The following is an 18,590-nucleotide window of genomic DNA, read 5'->3' as shown; positions in this document are numbered from 1 at the left end:
TGTTTTAAATAATTTGGTGAAGACATCGATGACGTCTTGTCGGTTAGGCTTACTGTGTTTAATATTACTGAGCACTGTTAATTCGGTGAATGCGGCATCAGACATGGATGACTCTGAAACACGTCTACCGTTCATCGCTGAATTTCGTGTCGGAATATTAGCGCATAATATTGGCCCAATCGCGTCTAGGGAAGAAAACGGCACTGATGTAAATATGGAAATACATTTTCAATCCCCAAAATTGCTGAGAGCACTCGGTGAACCTAAACCCTTTATAGGCACCACCATTAATACGATTGGAGAGACCAGTTTTCTTTATGCTGGTGTTATGTGGAACTTTGATATTACAGCATCTTTCTTTGCTAGTCTGGGTCTTGGCATGGCTGTGCATAATGGTAATAGTGGCGTGGTAAAGGAAGGTGATGGGCTGACAACATTAGGGTGCTGGTGGTTGTTCAGAGAGTCTCTTGAACTCGGTTATAAAGTGGAAAAACAGATTTCAATTGCCCTGTTTTTGGATCACGTATCACATGGGGACTTTTGCAGCGACCGTAATAGTGGCATGGATAATACCGGCCTACGGTTACATTTCAAGTTTTAAACGTAAACAGCCCAGCTATACCCAAGTTACTTCATGCCTTGGGTATATGATGAACAATTACATCTTGCTGGGCAGTTTCATCTTACTTATTCAGAATGGCTTTAACCAACCGCAGGGATCACGTCCGCCATTTGTAAAAACTGCGATGCGATGATCACGCAACCCATTAAGCTGGCAAGTACTAAACTCACATTACCACCGCTAACTTTATAACCACTTGCTTGTGCTTTACGTTGCTTAGAAACCATAGCAACAGGCAAGAAGATTGCTAGAATAACCAATGCAATGGCGGCATAACCCAACGCCGTAATAAATCCTTGTGGGTAAAACAGCGCAAAAGCCAGTGGTGGTAAAAATGTGACAAGCGCTGTTTTTAAACGGTGCGATTTACCGTCTGTTCTAGTGCTATCGTCGCTACCATTATTACTATTAATACCAGTGTTAGTGCGTTTCATCATGCCTGATAATAAATCAAACAGGCCTAAACTTACCCCTAAGAATGACGTTGCTAAAGCAAGATCGGCAAACACTGAGACCGACTGACTCACGTGCGGCTGTTGTAATACATCGCTGAGCGATGCAATAAAGCTAGTTAGCGAGTTATTTGCCATTAGCTCCGTCTGGCTTAATACACCTTGCGTAGCGACTTGCCATAACAAGTAGATAACCAGTGGTGCAGATGCACCGCAGATCATCACTTTTTTCAGTGTTTTAATATCAATACCCACATAACGTACGATTGATGGGATACTGCCGTGGAAACCAAACGATGTAAAAATAACCGGTAACGCAGAGAGTAGCAAACCTTGATGTACCGGCATTTCTAATAAATTAATTGATTCAACGTGTGGAAATAACAGGCTTAGTGTCAGTGCTAAGACAATAATTTTCACGCTAAACAATACCCGATTTACGATATCCACAGAGTGCGTACCAATAGATACAACTGTCGCCACTATGATTGTCAGTAATATAGCACCAACCTGAGGCGTTAATTCTAAACTCATGAAATCATTAATCTTGTTAGTTAACTGCGAACCGCCACCAGCGATGTATGCAGCACAAAGCGCATAGAACAAGAAGAAAGAAGCAAACGTTGCGAGATATTGACCGGGTTTACCTAATAAATTTTTAGCCAGTGAGTTAAGCGTTGCATCATGCTCTGCATGTTGATGGATCTCTAACATAAGTAACGCGGTATACGTCATTAACGCCCAGTTAGTGATGATCAAAAATGCGGCGGGATAGAAACCTAAACCAGCGGATGCAAGGGGTAAAGCTAACATACCACCACCAAGAGCGGTGCCAGCAATAATAAGGGTACTTCCTACTATTTTATTCACAGTTATAAAACCTTATTCACAGTCATAAAATATTCCATTACAGATCACGATTGAAGTGTGTAAACTTATATTTACACAAGTGCCTTGAATATACATAAACTATTAAGACGCGGTGAGTTTACTTATTATATAGGGGGTAGTGCAATAGCTTTAGTGTAAAATATGCACATTAGACTGGAAACTAATATTTACATCTTTACCTGTGAAGCTTTAACTATCTAAATATCTGTGGTGATCTGACCGATATTGTTGTTCAGACTACGAAGTTATTCAATAACGTAGTACCATAGCGAAGTCTTTAATTTGCTCAGATAATGATCCTTTATGTTTAAGTTTTTTGAAAAAATGTCTTCGGCGTTCCCCAAGCATCAGCCAGAACAGCCGCCGCAAGATCTCGTCGCTTTCTGCCGTTATTATACCCGTGGTTTTGAATCGCCTTTATTAGCGATGGCCATACTTAGCGCGATGATTGCGATATTAGAAGTCTCGCTATTTGGTTTTATGGGGCAGTTGGTAGATTGGCTATCTACTCATGACCCTGAACATTTCTTAAATGATGAGAGTGCCAACCTTATTGGTTTAAGTGTATTGATACTGGTGGGGATGCCGCTATTGGTATTGTTGCACTCGTTGATCATGCATCAGACATTGCTGGGTAATTACCCTATGTCTATTCGTTGGTTAGCACATCGCTATTTATTACGTCAAAGTGTGTCTTTTTTCCAAAGTGACTTTGCCGGACGTATTGCCACCAAAGTAATGCAAACTGCCTTGTCGGTACGTGAAACCGTGATGAAGTTACTGGATGTATTGGTCTATATCGCAGTGTACTTTATGGCGATGTTAGTCATGATCGGGCAAGCCGACATGCGCTTGATGCTGCCGATGCTGGCGTGGTTTGTTGGTTTTATTGCTATCCAGTTATACTTTGTGCCGAAGCTTAAGAAGATCTCCACAGAACAAGCCAATGCCCGTTCAATGATGACAGGCCGATTAGTGGATAGTTATACCAACATCACCACCGTTAAATTGTTCTCGCATAACTCTCGCGAAATGGTGTATGCCGAAGAAGGCATGGATGAATTCCTGGTGACGGTACATAAACAGATGCGCTTGGTTACGGGGTTCACTTTCTGTGTCGAATTATTAAATTACTTATTATTATTTGGTGTTGCTGCGATGTCGATCATGCTGTGGTTAGACGCGAGTTTAAGTGTTGGCATTATTGCTGTTGCGATCAGCTTAGCGTTACGTCTAAACAGTATGTCGAAGTGGATCATGTGGGAAATTGGTGGTCTGTTTGAAAATATGGGCACAGTGATTGATGGTATGAATACCTTAGCCAAGCCAATCGATATTGAAGATAAACCAAATGCTAAACTGCTGACTGTATCAGCAGGTGAAATCGAATTTGATAATATCAGTTTCCATTATGGCGAATCAGCGGGTGTGATAGAGAAGTTAAATCTGAAGATTAAACCGGGTGAAAAAGTCGGTCTAGTTGGTCGCTCTGGGGCGGGTAAATCGACTTTGGTTAACTTGTTGATGCGCTTTCATGATGTGGAATCGGGATCAATTAAAATTGATGGCCAAAATATCAGTGATGTCCAGCAAGACAGTTTACGCGGTCAAATTGGGATGGTGACACAAGATACCTCGTTATTACATCGTACCATTCGCGAAAATATTATGTATGGCAATCCTAATGCTAGCGAAGCACAGTTACTGCAAGCGACCAAGCAAGCCTGTGCCGATGAGTTCATTAGCACCTTGACAGATACCTTTGGTAACAAGGGTTATGATGCGCAAGTGGGCGAGCGTGGGGTTAAATTGTCAGGTGGTCAACGTCAACGTATTGCCATTTCGCGGGTATTATTAAAAGATGCACCAATCTTGGTATTAGATGAAGCGACTTCGGCGTTAGATTCGGAAGTTGAATCGGCCATTCAAGAAAGTTTAAATGAACTAATGGATGGTAAAACCGTGATTGCGATTGCGCATCGACTATCAACGATAGCGGCAATGGATCGTTTAATTATTCTCGATGAAGGTCGTGTAGTAGAGCAGGGAACACACCAAGAGTTGCTTGCGAAACACGGCATTTATGCCCAACTTTGGGCCCATCAAACCGGTGGTTTCATTGGTGAGAATGCTTAGTCAGCAGTCATTATATCAATCACAATAAATAGATTCAGCTCGTATATTACTCAATATACGAGCTGCATTTATACCCACGTTACTTCAAGATATATATTCATTTATCATACATAAATACCTTCTATACACTTTCCTGTTATATCAAGGTACCACTTTAGTATTATTTTCATTGTTTTCATTTATATCGTGTTGATTCATATCAATAGTTATTTATACTGCAAGCGTAGGATATGAATAATTAGGATTAGGTGTAGATATGAAGTTAGCGTTCTTAAACGATGGGGCTGTCGCTCAAATTACCGATATGTCGGGTTTACCAGCTGACACACGCAAAAAGTTAATGGTTATGGGCATATTACCTAAGACTACAGTGACGTTGATTCGCCGTGCGCCTATGGGTGATCCTTTACAAATATCAGTGCGCGGTGTTTCTATTGCTATCCGTAAGCAACTGGCGCTACAAATTGAAGTCGAGGTTGCTTAATGTTGTACCAGATCCTAACGATTGGTAACCCGAATAGCGGTAAAACCACCTTATTTAATGCGCTAACAGGCGCTAACCAACGTGTTGGTAACTGGGCTGGCGTGACGGTTGATAAAAAAACCGGCCGTTATGGTCATGCCGGTGATGAGTTCTTATTAACGGACTTACCGGGTATCTATGCGCTGGACAGCAGTAATGAAGTCAATAGTGTTGATGAAATGATAGCCTCGAAAGCGGCGTTAAATCATGCCGCAGACTTGATTATAAATGTAGTTGATGCTTCATGTCTAGAACGCAGCTTATATATGACGCTGCAATTACGTGAGCTAGGCCGCCCTATGGTGGTGGTGTTAAACAAGATGGATGTGCTCGCGCGTCAACGCCAAGTCTTAGATATTAAAAAGTTAGAAAAGGCTCTTGGTTGTCCGGTTTTAGCCTTGTCGGCCAATGCTAAAAATGAAGTTAATGAGTTTAAGCAAGACTTGCATTCATTAGTGCAGCAAGGCGTAAAACTAACACCGCTGGTGATGAATTATGGTCCAGAGATCGAATCAGCGATCCGCGAATTAGATATTCATTTTTATGAGCATGATGTAGAGCCAAGATCACTGGCAGTACGCGCATTAGAAAATGACAGTTTGGTGAGCGATTTGCTAAGCCTTGATATTCTTATCCAGATGTCAGAGGTTAAAAATAAAGTGGCGGAGTCAATCGAAACCGATTTCCATATTGCCAATGTACGTTACACCTTCCTACACCAGTTATGTAATAAAGTACGTCGTCAGGAAGGCAAGTTAAGCCGTTCATTCAGTGATAAAGTTGACCAGGTGGTATTGAATAAATACATTGGTATCCCGTTCTTCTTTGTTGTGATGTATCTGATGTTTATGTTCTCGATTAACATCGGCGGCGCATTCATTGATTTCTTTGATATTAGCTTTGGCAGTGTACTGGTTGATGGGGGACATTATCTGCTTGACGGTATATTACCGGTCTGGCTGGTTACTATTATTGCCAATGGTATTGGTGGTGGTATTCAAACCGTTGCGACTTTCATTCCTGTGATTGGTTGTTTATATTTATTCTTGTCATTACTTGAAAGCTCGGGTTATATGGCGCGGGCCGCGTTTGTACTGGATAAGGTAATGCAACGTATTGGCTTACCGGGTAAAGCATTTGTACCACTGGTACTTGGTTTTGGCTGTAATGTGCCCGCTATCATGGCAACACGTACACTCGAACATGAACGTGAGCGTCGATTAGCCGCCGCAATGGCGCCGTTCATGTCGTGTGGTGCGCGATTACCTGTTTATGCGTTATTCTCGGCGGCATTCTTCCCTGAACATGGCCAAAATATTGTCTTTGCTTTATACATGATTGGTATTTTAGTTGCCGTATTCACCGGGCTGCTATTACGTTGGAGTCTATATCCAGGCCGCAGTGATAGCTTTATCATGGAAATGCCGGATTACGAATTACCAACAATGCAGAATATGTTGATCATCACTTGGCAAAAACTAAAACGTTTTGTGTTTGGGGCCGGTAAAACCATTGTCTTGGTGGTCGCCTTCTTAAGTTTCTTTAATTCATTAGGGACAGATGGCAGCTTTGGTAACGAAGAGACTGAAAGCTCGATATTGTCGCAAGTTGCACAAGTCGCTACCCCTTTACTTGCGCCTATTGGTATTCAAGCCGATAACTGGCAGGCAACAGTCGGTATTATCACTGGTATTTTTGCCAAAGAAGCGGTGATTGGCACCTTAAATAGCTTGTACTCAAGCGCGGAAGGTGATGATGCTGAGTTTGACTTATTAGGCAGCTTAGAAGACGCCGTGTTATCTATCCCTGCAAACATCGCGGCCTTAAGTTATGCCGATCCACTGGGTGTTGATGTCGGCGATTTGACCGACATGGATGCAGTCGCAGACGAACAAGACGTTGATGTTACTCTTTTTGGTAACTTAAAAGACAGTTTTGGCTCTGATGCTGCAGCCTTTGCATTTTTATTGTTTATTCTGTTATACACACCTTGTGCTGCGGCAATGGGCGCTTATGTACGTGAATTTGGTCGTCCATTTGCGGTATTCATTGCTGGTTGGACCATGTTCTTAGGCTATTTTGTTGCCACTATGTATTATCAAATTGTTGAGTTTTCAGCGCATCCGGCAGCAAGCATGGGCTGGATAGGCTTCTTCAGTGTATTGATGCTGGTAGTTGTGGCACTGCTGAAGAAACAAGGTAATAAAATAAAACGACAAGAGGAGCTAGGTAACTATGATTTTAACTCGTCTGAAAGATCATCTTGTTGCTAACGGCAAAACCAATCGCACTGAATTGGCTAAAACCTTTGGTATTAGCGAAGACGGAATCGATGCAATGCTGGCACTGTGGATAGCAAAAGGCAAAATATCAACAACCGTCAGCAAACGTCCTCGACTTGGCCAAGCAAACTGCGATGTTTATTATCGTTGGAATGCCGAGAGTGAACTTGCGGTTACTGTTATTTATTAAAATAACGTTTTAACTAACACATTTTGAGCGTATCAATATTAAGGCAAATACCTGACTAATGAAGTAGGGTACTTGCCTTTTGTCAATTACAAACCCAATGTTAGCTTATATACTCAATACTAATCATTATTAAAAAGGTTAAATCAATGCAAATTACAGACTTAGCTGAGGAACAACAAATCCTCCCTGTGTTACGTCTTGGCTTTCGTCCTTTCTTCTTAGCTGGTGCTTTATTTAGCATGGTCGCGTTAGTATTGTGGGGGGCGATGTTATCGGGGTATATCACATTCCAACCTTATGGCGGTGGACTATGGTGGCATATTCATGAAATGTTATTTGGTTTTGGTTGCGCTATCGTTGCCGGTTTCTTGTTAACGGCGATTCAAAATTGGACCGGGATACGTGGTGTTTCGGGAGCATCTTTACTCGGTTTATTTCTACTTTGGCTGGCAGGACGTGTTGTCTTACTGTTACCAACATTATTAAATGACTATGTTATCATATTGATTGATTTAAGTTTTCTCCCTACAGTTGCTTATATTTTAGGCAAACCGTTGTTTAAAATTAAACAGTACCGTAATTTATTTTTTGTCCCGTTATTAGTGTTATTTACGGTTGCCAACATCGAAATGTATTTGGCTAAATTAGGATTAGTGAATATGACCGTTAGCCAAGCAGCGTATGCTTCGGTAATCTTGATGGCCGTTTTAATGTCGGTGATGGCAGGTCGTGTGGTTCCTATGTTTACCGCCAACGGCACTAAAACTGCAAAAGTATTACCCTTGCCTTGGTTAGAAAAATTGGCGACAGGTAGTCTTGCCCTCATTACCGCATTGTTATTACTTCAGCCTTTATTTACCGTGCCAGCATTTGTATTTGGGTCTTTATTTCTGCTCTCTGGTGGTTGCCAAGCAATACGTTGGTTCCGCTGGAAACCTTGGATTACCTTGGGTGTACCCCTGTTATGGTCAATTCATGGTGCTATATTCTTCATCTGGGTGGGGCTATTCACTGTGGGTATGAGTTACTTTATTGTGGTCCCATTTGTGAGTCATTTATGGCATTTAATTACTGTTGGTGGCATGGGAGGATTAATTTTAGCGATGATATCTCGAGTTTCACTGGGTCATACAGGTCGTAAGCTGCAACAACCGAAAGCGATGTTTTGGGGCTTCTTGAGTATTTTTATCGCGGCAATTATACGCGTGATAGGCCCGATATTTTGGATGCAGTATTATATTACTTTCATCAATTTAAGCATCGCATTCTGGTTAATTGCTTTTGGATTGTTCGCATATCATTATGCGCCAATGTTAATTAAACCCCGTGTAGACGGCCGACCAGGTTAGAACGGTTTGACAGCTAAACAAGGTTTATATAGAGTGGCAACATGTGCCACTTTATGTAACCTTAAATATGAATTTAATTCAGTTTTACAAATGCTTAGCGGACGAAACTCGGCTAAAAAGTATTTTATTAATACAGCACGAGCGTGAGTTATGCGTGTGTGAATTAACGCTCGCATTGCAACAAAGTCAGCCTAAAATATCTCGTCATTTGGCACAATTACGTCGTAACAAACTCGTGGTCGACAGACGCCAAGGTCAATGGGTCTATTATCAAATAAATCCGCAGCTAGCAACTTGGGCACAGCAGATCTTAGCACTGACTTTAGAGAATAACCTCGACAGTATTACTTGCGAACTAGCCCGCCTAACCGAGATGACGAATCGCCCATGATCATGTAGCTAAGTGCTTCTAAGCTACAGCCATATTCACGCCCTGTATTTATAAACTATATTATTGGTTAACGCTTGATTTTGTTTTTTATTTGGTGATATTAACTAGAATAAAACAAAACGGAACAGGCTGTCACTTTAGTGTGTTACTATCAAGTTAGGTCATAAACAGGGATGATTAATGAGTAACATTACCAGCAACGCACTTGACGTGTACTTTGATGAACTACAGCGGTTTAGTCAGTTATTGTCTAAACAGGAAGAATACGATACAGCGGTTGCTGCAGCCAATGGAGATAAGGCTGCACGAGATACGATGATCCAATCTAATCTTAGGTTGGTGCTGATGGTGGCAAAAAAATACCAGAATTACTCACTTGGTTGGGACGAGATCATTCAAGAAGGTAATACGGGTTTAATGCATGCCGTCGATAAATTCGACCCCGAACGTGGCTGTCGATTTTCAACCTATGCAGTTTGGTGGATAAGGAATAACATCGAACAGTATATTATGAATCACTCTCGCACGATCCGGATCCCCATTCATGTTACCCGTGTTTATAAACAGATACTGAAAGCGTCTTCTGAGCTCGGTCTCGATGTTGATACCAACGAAGGTATTACTAAGATCTCACAAGAGTTAAAGATTTCGCCCCGTAAAGTGTTGAATATATTGGGTCACTATTTTAATGAAGGCTCGCTGGATAAAGAGATACGCAGTGGTGATAACTTATTAGCGACTTTAAAAGACTTGGTTGCTGCAGGGGTTGATTGCCAGCCGGATATTCGTTATGAAAAATGTGATTATTACGAGTATATGGATATTTTATTAGAATATTTACCGCTGCGCAGCCAGAATATCATTCGCTTACGCTTTGGTTTTAAAGGGCAAGATCCAATGAGCTTACAAGCCATTGCAGAATTGATGGATATTTCCCGCGAACGAGTCCGACAAATTATTCGTAATGGTTTGAGTAAAGTTCGAGAACAATTATGTGCGAATGACTTGGTAAAAGAAGATTTTGATTTTGAAGCTGATGCTATTTTGACCACAAGTATGTGATTAGAGTGATGTCAGCTAACTGTAAACTAGCTGACATCCGTTATATAGCTATGCTAATACTAGGCTTTAAATGCCATGTTAAGTAAGGTGATTAACTTAGCTGGATCATGTTGAGTTTGGGTGATCTCACCTAATGTCACTGCTTGTTCTGGATTTATAGAAATAGTGATACTTTGCGGATCGTTAATAAATTTAATAAACGCCTCTGCTGCATTTTTTGCAACGTTCAGTTCCGCATCACTCATTTTATTACTTGTTTCAAGATCAGCCGCTAATATTGCGTTTATTTTATCTGATAAACGCTGTTTTAACTCTTCAACACTGATCGCCGAATTTTCCGCTTCTTGTTTCATTATTCGATTAACAAGTGATTGATCGGTATAAGTTAATTCAGCCGAGTTAAGTTGATAGTTCGGGTAAGAAAATAATAGCGTTAATGGCTGTTTAGGATCAAATTCGAAGTCAGCGATATTAAGCGAGTATTCCATTTTACCCATATCTTGTGCGCTTAAACCAAACTGCCAATCCATCACGTTATCAACGTAAGTATATTTTGTTGATAAGCTGATAAGCAGGTCATCGCTGTAGCCGAGTGCTTTAAGCCGATCAGCTGTTTGTGGTTCAATGTCATCAATGCTGATTGAGATCCCGTTTAGTACAAAATCTAATGCAGTAGGGAATTCCGATGAAGTATCCAGTTCATTCACTGTAATTTCATTGATGGTGATTGGGTTACCACTGCCATCAGCCGGGGTAAGTACTACGTTATGCAATTGGATTCTTTGGGTGATAGGTTCAACACTGAGATCGCCATATTTAACATCAAGCATTGGCTGCATTTCGATGATCTTGGCATCAAGTTGTTTTTCTACTTTGTCGGTCATGTAAAGCTTACCGCCAACATAGCTTACTGCTAGTCCGGCGATTACCACGCCTGATATTAATTTGATATTCATGATGTCACTTATTGGTTGGATTGATTTTATTAGAGGTAATGAAAAATACACATTACAGAATAGATTATGTATTGGTTATCAAATGATTGGAATAGTTCCGAGGGATTTAAACGAAAAATTAATTAAAAAACCAAGGTTTATCACTAAACTCTGATTTTTATACATAAGTACTCATTCTATTGTTTGATTAAAGACATAATCAAGTCAGGGGTTGTCAGCGTCACTGTTGTTCGCCAAATCGGTGCATAGGCAAGTACAAATTAATATTGCATGCAGAAAATGAAGCCTTATACTTACACGCTTCATACTTTACACGTTGTTATCACCGCCTTTATGCCAGTATCTCTGCCAGTACTCTCATTACAAGCCGCTTTACCTTATTTGCTTATTATCCGCGGGATCCCAGGCTCGGGTAAATCGACACTCGCCCAGCATTATATGCAATCGATTCCTGATGCCGTGCACTGTGAAGCCGACCATTATTTCATCAATAAGCAAGGTCAGTATTGCTATGATGGACGTAAAATAAAACGTGCTCATGAGTTTTGCCAGCAAAACATGCGCAACGCGCTAAGCCAAGGCAAATCTGTGATTGTCAGTAATACCAGCATTCGTTTATGGGAGTTAACTGCATTGTTAGACATTGCTGCAAGCTATGATATAACGCCGCACATCATTCACTGCTGTGGTCAGTTCACCAGTACGCATCATGTGCCTGCTGATATCGTCGCCAGAATGGCGCTGAGTTATGAAGCGCATCCTGATGAGACCTGCTACAAACCTTCGTTTTTGTCATATAACTGCAATAAAACTGAAATATAATAACAGTGCGTAAATTTGAAGCGCATAACAGCTAGAGAAGGCAAAGTAATGAAGCTAGTTTTAGAGGTATTTTGGCAGTTTTTTACATTGGGGTGGATCAGCTTTGGTGGCCCCGCTGCACATATCGGTTATTTCGAGAAAACATTCGTTCAAAAACTAAAGTGGATAGATAGCGAAAGCTATGCAAGATTAATTTCATTAAGTCAGTTTTTGCCAGGTCCGGGTTCGAGCCAGATTGGTTTTGCCATCGGTTTACGTCGCGCCGGTGTTGTCGGTGGTTTTACCGCGTTTATCGCATTTACATTCCCTTCGGTGTTATTGCTTTATATTCTGGCAACAACCAACGCGATACAAGATGCGGCATGGTTAGTGAATATTACCCACGGATTAAAATTATTGGCGGTTGTGGTTGTTGCTGATGCGACGCTAAATATGTACAAAGGTTTCTGTAAAGAGCGCAGTACGATCACTATCTGTGTGGCAACTGCGGCGGTATTACTGATGGTGCCAAGTTTGTTAACACAAATGCTGGTGCTTATTGCCGCGGCCGTGATTGGTATGCAGCTGAAAAAACCAAGCGAAGCTACACCAGAGCTAGCCACGAAAGGTGGGGTTAATTACTTACCATTAGTGATTTTCGCCGTATTGTTTGCGGGGTTGCCGTTATTAACCAATCCATCCACAGAGTTAACACTCTTTGCTGACTTCTACCAATCGGGTAGCTTAGTATTTGGTGGCGGCCATGTCGTATTGCCTATGTTGCAACAAGCGTTAGGTGATGCGATTGATACGGACCGTTTCCTATTAGGTTATGCCGCAGCGCAAGCTGTACCGGGTCCTATGTTCTCGTTATCTGCATTCTTAGGTGCTGATTTGTTGGTTAATTCACCATTGATGGGTGCGTTAATTGCCACTGTTACTATCTTCTTACCGGGTTTTTTACTGGTACTGGGTTTCCATGGTGCATGGGAGTCGCTCGCGGCTAAACCTAAAGTAGCGGGTGCGGTATGGGGTATTAATGCGGCGGTCGTTGGTCTACTGATGTCAGCGTTATACCAACCGGTATTTACCTCTGCGATTGTCGGCCCTGCTGATATGGCGGCGGTTATCGTGGGCTTCTTTGCACTGCGCACACTGAAATTACCGATTATGGCTGTGGTAGCTGGTTTTATTGCATTTGGTTATGTGATAGGCCTTTAAAGGTGCTATAACCTTATAATTGCTGGGTATTCAGTTTCTACTAAACAAGATATACTTTCGCAAATAGAATCAAATTGCGGATTAAATAAAATGAAGGACTATTACCCGAAACGGATTGCCGGTATTTCACGCTATACTGTTCGTCCTCCGCACGCGCGACAAGCGCCTCCAAAATATCAGCATTTACCTCTGCAAAGATAGATAAGAGTCTCGATTTAAAACCTGATTTAGTATTGGGATTTTCTGATATTCAGCGCTCGGTTTAGATCAACTAGTTGCTATTATCGAAGCATGGCAACAGCAGTACGCAAACGAAAGTGAGAATGTATAACTTGGAAATTGAAAGTATGACGAAATCAGTGGTTGACGAAACAAGTGTAAAAATTGAAGCGAATGTGGAGCCAATGTCAGCTCCAGTGGCTAAGCAATGTTCAGAATGCCAAGCGGAATTTGGTTGTGGCGTTGCCTCGGAAATTGAGCAGGGTGGTTGTTGGTGTCAAGATTTACCCGCCATTATGCCATTAGGTACGTTGAGTGATTGTTTGTGTAAAGCATGTTTAGCTAAGGTTATCGGTGTCGAGATCAATAAACAGCTTGATGCGGCGGGTTCACCCAAAGCGCGTCTTGCACTGGCAGAACCATATCGTCATCAAACCGAATTAGTTGAGAACATCGATTTTACCATTGAAGATGGCCGTTATGTGTTTAGTGAGTGGTATCACTTAAAACGTGCTCGCTGTTGTGGTAATGATTGCCGTCATTGTGCTTATAAATAAGCGGCGAGTACTTAAGCTCTTAATTACTAATGATTAAAATTCAGCATTTGGATAGTTAAAGTTATGAAAAAACAAAAAACGTTAGTGTCGTGGAGCACGGGTAAAGATGCTGCGTGGACGTGTTTGCAATTGGCGAACGATCCATCTATCGAGATCGTGGGTATCTTTTGCTCGGTCAATGCGCAATATCAACGTACCGCGGTACACTCTGTGCGTATTGAATTGTTACAGCGTCAGGCTGCGGTAATGAACTTACCGTTGGATATTATCGAAATTCCGTATCCGTGTAGCAATATTGAATACGAAGCGATAATGGATGCGTTTGTTGAAAAAGCCAAACAGCGTGAAGTCGTTAACTTTGCCTATGGCGATCTGTTTTTAGCGGACATCAAAAACTATCGGGTTAATAATCTTGTCGGTACTGGTATTGAAGCGATATTCCCGCTGTGGGAACTTGATACCCAACAACTTGCCAACGATATGTTAGCGGGTGGTCAGAGATCAATTGTTACTTGTGTTGATCCTCGTCGTTTATCTGTCGATTATGTGGGGAAAGTTTTTGACGAAGCGTTTATCGCTAGCTTACCTGAAGAGATAGATCCTTGCGGTGAAAATGGTGAATTCCATACTTTTGTATTTGATAGTCCGTTGTTTTCAGAAGCCATTGAGATTAAAACTGGCGAGCTGAATAGTGAAGGGCACTATACTTGGGTCGATTTGGAATTGGTTGTAATTTAGGTAATATAAAGTCTCAGTAATACTGAGACTTTATCGGGTATCACACTTTAACCACTATCGTATGCGCAGCCATATCGCCTAGTCGTTGGCGACTCTTCGATAAGATAAACAAAGCGTCAATTATACCTATTAAGGGCGTGAGTACATTTCGTATGAATGATTGCCAAAGTGTACAATAATGCCCTGATCTTCTATCTATAACCGAGATACCTAATACTAATTTACCTAAGCTCTGACCACGAGGCAAAGCATCAGATAAAAATAGATAAATCAAAGCCACCACAGTGGAGATTACATCTGTTTGATCTCTTGGGGATCCTAGCGTATTTAATGCAGAAAGAACGGCCAGAAAAATTATCCACGTGATTATAAAATCAATAAACTGGCCAAAATAGCGCCTACCAGGACTTGCCAATCTATTCAACAAACGCTTTTCTACAGCGGATTTAATTTTAGATAATTCAGTCGTTTCCATTTAGTTACCCTGATAATTATTTCGATTATATAATACAACAAATAAGTACTAGATATGCCTTAAATTATAACAGATGTGATAAATCGAGCTGATAAATATGCGTTAGGAGGGAGTAGTGCTCATTTTTAATTACGTAACCAATATGAAATCGATTTGATTACGAAGGGCACTATACGTGTATATATTTTTATTAGCCGGTTGAATTCACACGGCTTAGTGCTTAAGCTTTAAAGGATATCGTTCACATTACACAAAGTATGAGTAATCGAAATAAGCGCCGTATTAAGGTGTGAACAACGCTACAACCAAACCGAAAGGCTTGGGCTTGACTGTCCACCTCAGTGCGTGTTGTTAGTTTGCGAACTATCATATCTGCGCCCAAACTTGCTTAAGCCCGAACATATGAACAAGACCTAAAGTTAAGCATATAGCCGAACTCCACAACCAAAATACAGGTGCTCTGCCGAGTGGATTGCTGTAGAAAAAAAAGCCAGCTACACCTCTCAATAGATAGATTGCAGTAATTGTCGATAATACCCAGCTAAGCAAAGGCAGCTGAGAAATTACCCCCGCGCCAGAAAGTGCATAAGCTGTCCATATCGAAAATACTAATACTATAAAAGATGTAATTATAGTGGGCTGAATGCTACCTCTTTTTGCAAGAGTTGCCATTTCCTCACCTGCACCCATAAATCGATACCATAATAGATGCAGCCAATATGCAAAAGAGCAACTATTGCATTCAGAACTGCGGCAATGCTTAGTAATACATTTGTGCTCATACTAGCTCCTAGCAAACTAACGCCAGCATATTGGGCCGCTGTAACAGGACTAGGAACGAGTGGCGTGTAAACCGTCCCAGCAGCCGAAGGGTGCGAAAATCATACTCTTGTTATATGCAATTTTTTATATTATCAAAACCTTCGCCAACCATCGTTGGAATAAATTCTGTCACTTCATAGTGGGCCAAACCTGCCATGTTAAATGGATCTTCACTTAAAATTGCATCCAAGGTATCCCGGTTCAAAACATTTGCTAAGATGATTCCACCTGTGCGTGGTACTTTCCTACCTGACGCGATGAATTTACCAAGTGAATAGTACTTTTCGAGATACGCCACGTGTTGCTCAATATATAGGTCAACTTTTTCAAGCTCGACCTTGTAGGTCAAAGATACAATAAACACCAAACACTCCTTTGCATATACGCTTACATAATGGGCCGAGCTGCGTAGCAGTGAAGGTCCAGCCCACAGGCCCGTTTGTGGGCGATCATTGATGTACTTGTTAACTGCTCTGTGCAACGTAAAAAATCAGCCCAGAAATTAACCAGAAAAATATCCAAGAGATATGTTTACCTTTGGTAAACGAAGCCGAAAACAAGCCACTAACTAAAAATACAGCCGCAATTACCATAAGTATTTGCTTTTGGATATGTTCACCTGGACTTGAAAGAATAAAAAGAATGCCTGCAAACCCCCACCAAGCTACAGTTGTTAGATGCCATGCAAACCTCAAAACTCTCTTTGTAAACCAGTCGCTACCAAGTAGCTTAGGTAACTCTCTTTTAAAGAGCCGAGTCAAAATATAGCGTTCACCTAGATAGGAATGTACTAAACCTACAAATATTGCCAAAAAAGCACCTGTAACTAACATATAAACCTCATAATTTATTTTCCCTTTTGGTTGTTAATGCCCTAATAATGGGTGAAAAGTTGTTGGCTAAAATGTTGAGGAACGAAAACAGCCAGCTGTTTTTTGTCCTTATTAATTAGCTTGTTATATTTCTATTCCACCACTTTTGGCGGCAAATAAATAGTAAATTCATTAATTGGTTCGATCAGAACACTATGTGCAACTTGTTGCTCTTCTTGTGTTACTAACCCTAATCGAGATAATAAACCAAAGCTGGCCGATTTAAGGTTTGCAGAAGAGACTTCTAATTGCTTGTGCCAGACCCGATAAGTTCCTAACTTACCATCGCGGCGATGGTAAAATCCTGCTAATGGGTGAGTTAAATATACCAGACCAGTTTCAAGATCAGGAAACCCAGCCAACTCAATTCTGGCATCTTTAGTCTGGGTCAACTCAACATTAGCCGGAGCCCAAGTTGCATCTGTCGTCATTTTGTATTTGATGTATCTTTGTTGTGATTCATCAAAATCACAATCGAATTTAACATCGCCGCTATACCAAGGTAAATTCCAGAGAAATTTAGGTACTGCAAGTGTCCATGAATCTAATGTAGTTCCAAGAAACCAAACACAACGTTCATTGGTTTCCTTATCGATAATATAAATTCGATAGTTTGTTTGACCCATAGTGAACTTTGGAAATGGATAAACAGCGGAAGTAAAATCAACATCAAGAAATGGCACTACTGAAATTAGAGCCTTTTCTTTTCCATTGATTTCCAAGGTATCTAATTTGAAGCGTTCAGGGAAAAGCCCATCAAACCTAGAAGGTTCTACTGCGTAAGTAATTATTGCAAAGTGCTGTAATTTACATAAAACGTCAGTCCCTTTAGGGGATGGTCTTGAATGGAGAAAATCATTTAACTTTAGTGAATCCAACGCCTAATCATCCTTGAAATATAACGCCCATTTAATGGGCAAATAATAGTTGGTTAAGATAAGCGACGCAGGAGCAAAACCAACTGTTATTTGTCCTTATTTAAATGCTTGTTAAGTGGCTAATTGAAATTAAACTTGATATGCGCACCAATACTAGAAGTATCAACATCATCGGATGTTTGAGCTACTGATACACCAAAACCAAAATTCTTTGTAGGATAAAAAGATATTGAACCTGAAATAGTAGTTGCTGTTGAGTCATAAAGGTTAACCGCAGCTAAACCAATAGAACCTTCAAACTTATCAGTAAAACCATATCGTAGGCTTGATTTTACAGACAAGCCAAAATCATTGTCTGTATCATTATCATCATAAGTGTCGAGATCATACCATGCATAAGCAACCCCACCGCCGACAACTAGATCTAGCTTTTCAGCTACAGGAAAACGATAACTAACACCAAAAGTTAATGCACTTGATAAACCTGTTAAATAATCTTCATCAATTAAAGAGCCAGTATAATACATGTCATAGATCCAATTTTCATTGATCATTCCTTCTCCACCACCTTGTATTACGGTCGCATCTATGTCGATGTCATCAATAGATGTTTGACCAACTGATATTTTAGCGAAGTTATAATTTACAGGAGTATTGTACGCTCGGTATTCTGCGCCATTTTCTTCAGTTGCAGTAACCGAAAAAGCAACTAGCAAAGAACTAATTAATACTGCAGTTTTCATTATTTATCCTTTTTATTAATGCTGCCATGATTGATAGCAATTTGTTGTAAATGCCAAACAGCGACTTAGCCATTTAACATTGGTATAACAGGACTCTCGATTTCCCAAATTCATTCACCTCAATAAAAGTAGATTAATCAATTGAAAAATAAGATTATACTTCAAATTTATTAATTACATGTTTATGGGAAAATGAACCGTTCTGTAAATTATTTATTTAGCCTTATAAGTTATATGCAAGGCTAGCTATGTAATTGAGTATATTGACATTAATTCTAGGCTACAAGATAAACCTGACTGCCTTTTGACAAATTGAGACTGCGTTCACCGAAATACCAATAACACTGTATAAAATCAGCCTATCTAGTCTTTTTCATTACACATAAGTAGGATTAACTTAGTGGGTAAAT

The 18,590-nt window shown here is 40.6% G+C and carries 20 protein-coding genes; 12 read left to right on the top strand and 8 right to left on the bottom strand.

Annotated elements, in window-relative coordinates:
- The first annotated feature begins 28 nt into the window (after positions 1-28).
- Positions 29-601 carry an acyloxyacyl hydrolase gene (locus tag HRT96_RS08985; protein WP_293155194.1) on the top strand — a complete coding sequence of 191 codons (573 nt, stop codon included), beginning with the start codon at positions 29-31 and terminating at the stop codon, positions 599-601.
- 101 nt (positions 602-702) lie between these two features.
- Here HRT96_RS08985 and HRT96_RS08980 read toward each other — a convergent pair whose 3' ends face one another.
- Complete coding sequence (locus HRT96_RS08980; RefSeq protein WP_293155443.1) at positions 703-1,950, bottom strand: aromatic amino acid transport family protein; 1,248 nt, start codon at positions 1,948-1,950, stop codon at positions 703-705.
- Positions 1,951-2,268: 318 nt separating this feature from the next.
- Here HRT96_RS08980 and HRT96_RS08975 point away from each other — a divergent pair, with 318 nt between their 5' ends.
- The 7 genes from HRT96_RS08975 to HRT96_RS08945 all read left to right on the top strand — a co-directional run bounded on the left by HRT96_RS08975 (position 2,269) and on the right by HRT96_RS08945 (position 9,898).
- Positions 2,269-4,101 (top strand): ABC transporter ATP-binding protein, encoded by a 1,833-nt coding sequence (locus tag HRT96_RS08975; protein WP_293155191.1) that lies wholly within the window; start codon positions 2,269-2,271, stop codon positions 4,099-4,101.
- Between the two features lie 256 nt (positions 4,102-4,357).
- A complete protein-coding gene (locus tag HRT96_RS08970) occupies positions 4,358-4,585 on the top strand; it encodes a FeoA family protein (protein ID WP_293134368.1) in 228 nt (75 codons plus the stop codon).
- Positions 4,585-6,897, top strand: a complete 2,313-nt coding sequence (feoB, locus tag HRT96_RS08965) for a Fe(2+) transporter permease subunit FeoB (RefSeq protein WP_293155188.1) — start codon at positions 4,585-4,587, stop codon at positions 6,895-6,897. Before HRT96_RS08970 ends, feoB begins: the two co-directional genes overlap by 1 nt.
- Positions 6,860-7,096 carry a FeoC-like transcriptional regulator gene (locus tag HRT96_RS08960; RefSeq protein ID WP_293155185.1) on the top strand — a complete coding sequence of 79 codons (237 nt, stop codon included), beginning with the start codon at positions 6,860-6,862 and terminating at the stop codon, positions 7,094-7,096. The genes feoB and HRT96_RS08960 overlap by 38 nt, the downstream gene beginning before the upstream one ends.
- A gap of 146 nt (positions 7,097-7,242) precedes the next feature.
- Complete coding sequence (locus HRT96_RS08955; RefSeq protein ID WP_293155182.1) at positions 7,243-8,445, top strand: NnrS family protein; 1,203 nt, start codon at positions 7,243-7,245, stop codon at positions 8,443-8,445.
- A gap of 67 nt (positions 8,446-8,512) precedes the next feature.
- A complete protein-coding gene (locus tag HRT96_RS08950; RefSeq protein WP_293155179.1) occupies positions 8,513-8,836 on the top strand; it encodes a metalloregulator ArsR/SmtB family transcription factor in 324 nt (107 codons plus the stop codon).
- A 180-nt stretch (positions 8,837-9,016) separates the two neighbouring features.
- Entirely contained in the window at positions 9,017-9,898 is an 882-nt protein-coding gene (locus HRT96_RS08945) for an RNA polymerase sigma factor RpoD/SigA (RefSeq protein WP_293155176.1), read from the top strand.
- Between the two features lie 59 nt (positions 9,899-9,957).
- Here the strand turns inward: HRT96_RS08945 and HRT96_RS08940 are convergent, their stop codons facing one another.
- Positions 9,958-10,854: a hypothetical protein gene (locus tag HRT96_RS08940; protein WP_293155173.1), complete on the bottom strand. Its 897-nt coding sequence runs from the start codon at positions 10,852-10,854 to the stop codon at positions 9,958-9,960.
- 270 nt (positions 10,855-11,124) lie between these two features.
- Here HRT96_RS08940 and HRT96_RS08935 point away from each other — a divergent pair, with 270 nt between their 5' ends.
- The 4 genes from HRT96_RS08935 to HRT96_RS08920 all read left to right on the top strand — a co-directional run bounded on the left by HRT96_RS08935 (position 11,125) and on the right by HRT96_RS08920 (position 14,390).
- Positions 11,125-11,676 (top strand): AAA family ATPase, encoded by a 552-nt coding sequence (locus tag HRT96_RS08935; RefSeq protein WP_293155170.1) that lies wholly within the window; start codon positions 11,125-11,127, stop codon positions 11,674-11,676.
- Positions 11,677-11,724: 48 nt separating this feature from the next.
- Positions 11,725-12,876, top strand: a complete 1,152-nt coding sequence (chrA, locus tag HRT96_RS08930) for a chromate efflux transporter (RefSeq protein WP_293155167.1) — start codon at positions 11,725-11,727, stop codon at positions 12,874-12,876.
- Positions 12,877-13,223: 347 nt separating this feature from the next.
- Positions 13,224-13,652, top strand: coding sequence for a DUF5522 domain-containing protein (locus tag HRT96_RS08925; protein WP_293155164.1), 429 nt, complete (start codon positions 13,224-13,226; stop codon positions 13,650-13,652).
- Positions 13,653-13,715: 63 nt separating this feature from the next.
- Entirely contained in the window at positions 13,716-14,390 is a 675-nt protein-coding gene (locus HRT96_RS08920; RefSeq protein ID WP_293155161.1) for an ATP-binding protein, read from the top strand.
- 40 nt (positions 14,391-14,430) lie between these two features.
- Here the strand turns inward: HRT96_RS08920 and HRT96_RS08915 are convergent, their stop codons facing one another.
- The 6 genes from HRT96_RS08915 to HRT96_RS08890 form a co-directional block, all read right to left on the bottom strand.
- Complete coding sequence (locus HRT96_RS08915) at positions 14,431-14,865, bottom strand: RDD family protein (protein ID WP_293155158.1); 435 nt, start codon at positions 14,863-14,865, stop codon at positions 14,431-14,433.
- A gap of 629 nt (positions 14,866-15,494) precedes the next feature.
- Complete coding sequence (locus HRT96_RS21945) at positions 15,495-15,647, bottom strand: hypothetical protein (RefSeq protein WP_366051998.1); 153 nt, start codon at positions 15,645-15,647, stop codon at positions 15,495-15,497.
- Between the two features lie 110 nt (positions 15,648-15,757).
- Positions 15,758-16,051, bottom strand: a complete 294-nt coding sequence (locus tag HRT96_RS08905) for a YciI family protein (protein WP_293155155.1) — start codon at positions 16,049-16,051, stop codon at positions 15,758-15,760.
- Between the two features lie 100 nt (positions 16,052-16,151).
- Positions 16,152-16,520, bottom strand: coding sequence for a hypothetical protein (locus HRT96_RS08900; RefSeq protein ID WP_293155152.1), 369 nt, complete (start codon positions 16,518-16,520; stop codon positions 16,152-16,154).
- 131 nt (positions 16,521-16,651) lie between these two features.
- Positions 16,652-17,437 carry a DUF2071 domain-containing protein gene (locus HRT96_RS08895; RefSeq protein ID WP_293155149.1) on the bottom strand — a complete coding sequence of 262 codons (786 nt, stop codon included), beginning with the start codon at positions 17,435-17,437 and terminating at the stop codon, positions 16,652-16,654.
- 119 nt (positions 17,438-17,556) lie between these two features.
- Positions 17,557-18,180 carry an outer membrane beta-barrel protein gene (locus tag HRT96_RS08890; protein ID WP_293155146.1) on the bottom strand — a complete coding sequence of 208 codons (624 nt, stop codon included), beginning with the start codon at positions 18,178-18,180 and terminating at the stop codon, positions 17,557-17,559.
- Between the last annotated feature and the right edge of the window lie 410 nt (positions 18,181-18,590).

The sequence above is a fragment of the Moritella sp. genome (assembly GCF_013215705.1).
Lineage (GTDB): Bacteria > Pseudomonadota > Gammaproteobacteria > Enterobacterales > Moritellaceae > Moritella.
This window is presented reverse-complemented; position numbering and strand designations above follow the sequence as displayed.